The organism is Arcicella sp. LKC2W, from assembly GCF_034931005.1.
Classification (GTDB): domain Bacteria; phylum Bacteroidota; class Bacteroidia; order Cytophagales; family Spirosomataceae; genus Arcicella.
On sequence record NZ_JAYGIN010000056.1, the window covers coordinates 1 to 5,488 of the forward strand.

At 36.4% G+C, this 5,488-nt stretch carries 3 protein-coding genes; 2 read left to right on the forward strand and 1 reads right to left on the reverse strand.

Going from position 1 to position 5,488, the window contains the following annotated elements; translation table 11 throughout:
- Window positions 1–431 precede the first annotated feature (431 nt).
- Window positions 432–3,887 (reverse strand): GEVED domain-containing protein, encoded by a 3,456-nt coding sequence (locus VB796_RS23540; RefSeq protein WP_323349051.1) that lies wholly within the window; start codon window positions 3,885–3,887, stop codon window positions 432–434.
- A gap of 438 nt (window positions 3,888–4,325) precedes the next feature.
- On the opposite strand from VB796_RS23540, the gene VB796_RS23545 reads away from it, so the two are divergent.
- Window positions 4,326–4,736 (forward strand): hypothetical protein, encoded by a 411-nt coding sequence (locus tag VB796_RS23545; RefSeq protein ID WP_323349052.1) that lies wholly within the window; start codon window positions 4,326–4,328, stop codon window positions 4,734–4,736.
- Between the two features lie 137 nt (window positions 4,737–4,873).
- Entirely contained in the window at window positions 4,874–5,341 is a 468-nt protein-coding gene (locus tag VB796_RS23550; protein ID WP_323349053.1) for a DinB family protein, read from the forward strand.
- The last annotated feature ends 147 nt before the right edge of the window (window positions 5,342–5,488 follow it).

The window sequence follows — 5,488 nt, forward strand, 5'->3', positions numbered from 1 at the left end:
TGCCGTTTGAATTCTTCGCTGAAATAGCGAATAAATTTTTGCCCAGTGTTCTTGGTTTTGTCCATCTTTTGATACGTTTTAAGTTCAAAATTTGGTCAACTTATTTCAGGACGGGACAATGTAGAGTGACATAACTTATTGAAACTGGAGCTTTCGGGAAGTTGGACTATAAATACCTAAATTCCCATCTTTATTTTAAATTCCCAAAGTAGAATTAAGTACACTGTTTAATAAGTTTTCTGAATAATTTTCATCCTAAAATGTTTGATTGGAGAACTTCCCGAAAGTTTTAGAACTTTCGGGAAGTTGAAATAACTTATTAAACAGTGTATTAAGTCGCAGTCTATAAATGTTTTGGGTATCCAAACGAAAACCTCTAATTTATAAACTGCGAACTCTTAACTCATAAATTTCCAACTCCATAACTCTAATCAATACTGCAAAAATCCATTATTTACAAAGAATATATCTCCGCCTGCAAAAATTAACTTCTTCGCTTGTCCATAAATAGCATTCACAAAAACGGTATGCCCTGCATTGACAGTTACATCATCGGTTGAAGTTGGAACACAACTACAACTCCACGTTTTTACATTATCCCAATCACCCGATGCAACACTGAGAATACCAGGGTTGATAACTCCTCCAGAAATAGTCACTCTATAATCCTCTGTTTCTCCATACGCTAAACCTCCACATGAATTGGTAATTGAGTCTCCATAGTTGAGCCTTACTCTCATGCGTGTATTACCATTTGCGGTATTGGTAGGAACGGTAAATGTTCCAGTTCTTGCCACGCCTCCATCAACATAAGGAGCTGTTTCTATATATACAATTTCAGTAGAACTAAAAGTGCTATCACGGTTGAAATCTATCCAAACGGTTATTGCATCCAACTCTGTATCAGCAGTTCTAAAGGATAAATCATAGCTTGAACCTGCGGTAATATTGGCTGAAACAACACTTGAAGTGTAGTTTGAGTATCCATTCCCACAAGTTGAACTATTATTGATTAATTCAGTTGTGCCACTTTTCAAGGTAACATTAGACACATAGTCAGCGAAAGTACAGTTTGACGCTAAATCATTACAATAATCACAGATTTTATTAATGTTAAAATCAGTATATCCGTATAATACTGGAGAACTTGATACAACTCTTAATTGATAATTCCCTTGTGCTAAAGTACCAGGAAGAGTAATGGTATTATTGGATGGTGTAATGATGCCCAATGATGTAGGAGTATTAAATTGACCATTGGCATCTGATAATTCTGCCGTAAAGGTATTTCCTGCATCAAACGTTCCTTTCGGTATAAACGGAAGAGGAATATTAATTGGGTTGCCATTACAAGCCATTACTATTTGTCCGATTGGATTATTAACCACAATAGCGTTACTCGTTTTGAAAACATCGGAAGTATAAACGCCTCTGCCGTGTGTTGTTACGGCAATCATGCCGTCAGCTTCACGGTATGTTATCATATCAGAACGCACATTGGCTAAGCCATTGTTTGTTACTGTCCAGTTTGGGTTAGCGGCTGTAATATCATCCGTTGACCAAACGCCTACTTCGGTCGCAATCAACACTTGTTTTCTATTATTAGGATTCATCAAAGACCAACGAATAGGCATATCAGGTAGCCCATGAGTTGACTCATCTTTACTCGTCCAAGTTGTACCACCGTCAGTAGTGTACCAGATAGATTTTACCCCATAATTTGAATAAGTAACCAAGAGTTCATTATCGGTTTCTCCAATTTCAATACAGGTCACATTAGCAGTAGGTTGTCCAATACCTGCATCTCGTTTGTCAATTCTGGTAGCCGTAGCAGTTGTTAAGTGTGTATTTGTCAATTTATAAATACGTCCTACTCTTGAAGCTACAAAAAGCGTATTAGCAGCTTTTCCAATTGCTAAAGCACTTGCGAATTGACCGATTGATGCCCCCATATTCATGGTAGAACCCGTATTAGTAATACCCACACCCAGAACACGGTCTAAAGTATTATAACTTGTTGAGCCTGAACACGAGAATAAAATATTGTTTTTGCTATCATAAGCCAAAGGGTCAACGAATAAACCACCTGATAGCGGTAAATTTCCGCCTTGATTTCCATAACGGTCAATCAGATAGAAGTTTCCACTATAATATGAGCCAATTTGGACGTTTGCGTCGTTTTGGTCAATGGCACCAATCATACCATCGCCACCAGCAGTGTAGAAGGCTGGGCCTGCACCTTCAGCTTTCATATTCATTGTTCCATTATCTTGAGCTCCACATAATAAGTACGTCCTGTCAGCTAAGTTCTTCATCGCAACGCCAAAAAACTGGGTTACATTATAATTATTATTTCGAATTTTGAAGAAAGTATTTGAAGGCGGAGCCATAGCATCAGGCGAATAATAAACACCGCCATCATTACCCCAAACAATTTGAGAAGGCATAGTAGGACGAAACTCAATACAGTGCATATCAGGGTGAACATACTCATTATAACCCGAAAGCATTGTCCATGAAGTTCCGCCGTTAGTTGTTCTAAAATAGGTGGTTCCCCCTGCAAATAATGTATTAGGGTCATCAGGTTTTACTTGTAAAATTAAGTCATACCAACTTTGAGCAGAAGTAAAAACCGTCCCATCTGGATAAGTTGGAACAACTACATTTGTCCAAGTTATTCCTGCATCTACTGATTTTTTAAACCATTTTATATTTCCAGAAGTACCATTTGCTCCAACCGCATAAATTACCTGAGCACTGCCACTGGTACTTGGTGCTAAAGCTATTTCAATTCTTCCAGCGGGAGCGGTTGAAATGGTTGCCAAATTGGGCGTAATATCACTATAAACTATTCCAGTGCTATCAGAAGACTTAAATACACGTCCTTGTTCTGTACCTGTGTTGAGATTAAAATACCCCATCGAAACATACAAAATATTGTCAGAGCCAATTTCTATATCGGCTACGGTATTGGTAAAAGCGGTAACTGCCGTCAAATCAACCCCTCCAATGTTATTTTTGGGAGCAAGGATTTTCGTCCAAGTAGCTCCTTTATCAATAGATTTATATACGCCATTATTGGTACCAGCAAATATACTTCCTTTGGCATTTACCACAATTTTACTGACCCAGTTGAATTCTCGTGCTGAACCCACTCCCCCAAATGGAATTGTACTTGCCAAACGAACCCATGTTGCTCCACCATCAGCCGTTTTCCAGATTCCGCCACCACTAACAGCATCCGAATTAATGGTAAATTCTCCTGTTCCCACATACATAATATTTTTGTTAGTAGGGTCATAAGCCATAGTCATGATAGCAAGATTATCCCAAAAGTCATCAACTTTCATCCAACTACCACTGGCATCTGTAATATCATTATTGAACCAAAGTCCACCAGCAGCACTTCCTGCCCATACTTTTTTATAACGCATACTTGGGGTCGCATCCGTTGTATCTTTGGGGTCAAACATGATAGAACGAGTACGTCCTCCAATATTATTAGGCCCACGTTCAACCCAATTTACACCCGATATACCAGGTATTCCTCCTGTTTTAATACCTGTTTTTTGGTCTGCGATAGACTTTGTCACAACTCCATACGCCGCATCAATTCGTTCGATGGGAACTCTTAGTAAAGTGGGGTCAACTGTTCTTAAATACTCAAATTCTGCATGGTAGTCTGGTCTTTCATAAACTGGAAGTTTTCGTAATTCTGCTTTTGGTAAAATAGGACGGTTGTTGAATGGATGATTATTGAGAAAGTTTTCAAAATTTGTTGCGGAGGTTTGCCCTAAAGTAACCCCAATTGAAATAAAACTTATGAGTAAAAAACTCATAAAAGTCCTCGCTGAATCCATTTTTTGAGTAGTAAATAAATCTTTCATAAAAGGTTTGGTTTTATATAGTATGTGATAATAATATGTTGATTAGTGATGAAACACAGGTGAAATACTTATTTTTAGTTTAAACGGCTTCATTTTGTGAAATTGCCCGATAAATTTGAAAACTATTTAATAATCTGTATCAATTTATGAACATAAATTATTAGGTGAAATCTGTTAGGAGTAGCGTATAATTTTCGAAGAAAAGGTATATCGTTAATGGGTCGGGATGAATTGCTAACCTACGAATTGACTGATACTAAGGATTAGATGATTAGGTTATTTTGAATTGGTGTAAAAATACATTTTTTTTGTATAAAACTATGATGAAATTTAAAGCGTTTATTTTTAGGTATCAAAAGCATTGATTATCATACATTTGTGCTTAAAAATACAACCATTACAGACTATAAATTGTCTTTGAAATAAACAGTTATTATTATGAAAAATATCCATGTTATTCTTTTTGCGATTTTGATGATTTTGGTGGCTTGTACCAAAGATGAAGCCGTAAATCCTAATATTCCACTGATGGGAAAATGGGGAGGGCAAGGTGTTGAAATTCTTGCTACGGATACACAAATTAATTTTAGCTTTGATTGTGCTTCGGGTGTCATTGAGAAAAACGTTGTGCTGGTTAATAATCAATTTATAGAAAGAGGAACTTATACCGTATTTAAGGGTAATAATCCGATAAATATAGAACCTCCTCAACCTCAGAATGTACAATATCAAGGAAATTTAGCGAGTGACGTGTTAACGCTTTCCATTAAGTCTGATGATGGAAAGACACAGATTGCTACCTATACGATTAGTAAAAATGTAGTGGCAAAAATTGTCAAGTGTCTGTGAGTTTTTTCCAAATCAAGGTGTTGAATGTCGTATTAAGTATGAAAATACTTGGTACGACATTTTGTTTAGCGTTTAGGTTTATTCCAGCTAAAATCTAATGCTGAAAAGTTTTGCTTAAATTGCATCAAAAAAGAATAATGCAAGAAATCAATCATATAAAGGAATCGCTTCGTCAATTGTACGAAGGAGAAGTTTGGCACGGGCCAAGCATCAAAGAAATTTTAGTGGATGTAGATGCTGAAAAAGCCCTAAAGAGAATCAGTCCTAAAAGTAAAAATATCGCTGAATACCTGATTCACGTAACAAATTGGCGAATTTTTGCCCTTGAAAAACTAACAGGAGGTGATTCATTTGACATTATCCTAAATTCAGAAGCAGATTGGAGTACAGTAAATGAATTGACAGAAGAAAAATGGACAGAAATTCAAGAGAATTACGAGGAATCTCAAAAAGAACTTTTGGATATTTTAGAAACATATTCAAAAGCTAAATTGGATAACATCGTTCCAATGAGAAAGTATTCGTTTTATACACTTCTTCACGGTGTCATTCACCATGATATTTACCATTCGGGACAAATGATGATGCTCAAACGTTTGACGTAGATTGGAAGTATTAAGTCCCAAGTATCTTAATTATCTACTATTTGTCGCAAGACAAAATTAGACCACGGATAGAACAGATAAAACAGATTTACACTGATTTTTCTTTAAATTTATCCGTGTAAATCCGTTGAATCAGTACAATCTGTG

Excerpts from the sequence above, each read along its gene's own strand:
- VB796_RS23540 (WP_323349051.1), bottom strand. The coding sequence starts at position 3,887 with ATGAAAGATTTATTTACTACTCAAAAAATGGATTCAGCGAGGACTTTT.
- VB796_RS23545 (WP_323349052.1), top strand. The coding sequence starts at position 4,326 with ATGAAAAATATCCATGTTATTCTTTTTGCGATTTTGATGATTTTGGTG.
- VB796_RS23550 (WP_323349053.1), top strand. The coding sequence starts at position 4,874 with ATGCAAGAAATCAATCATATAAAGGAATCGCTTCGTCAATTGTACGAA.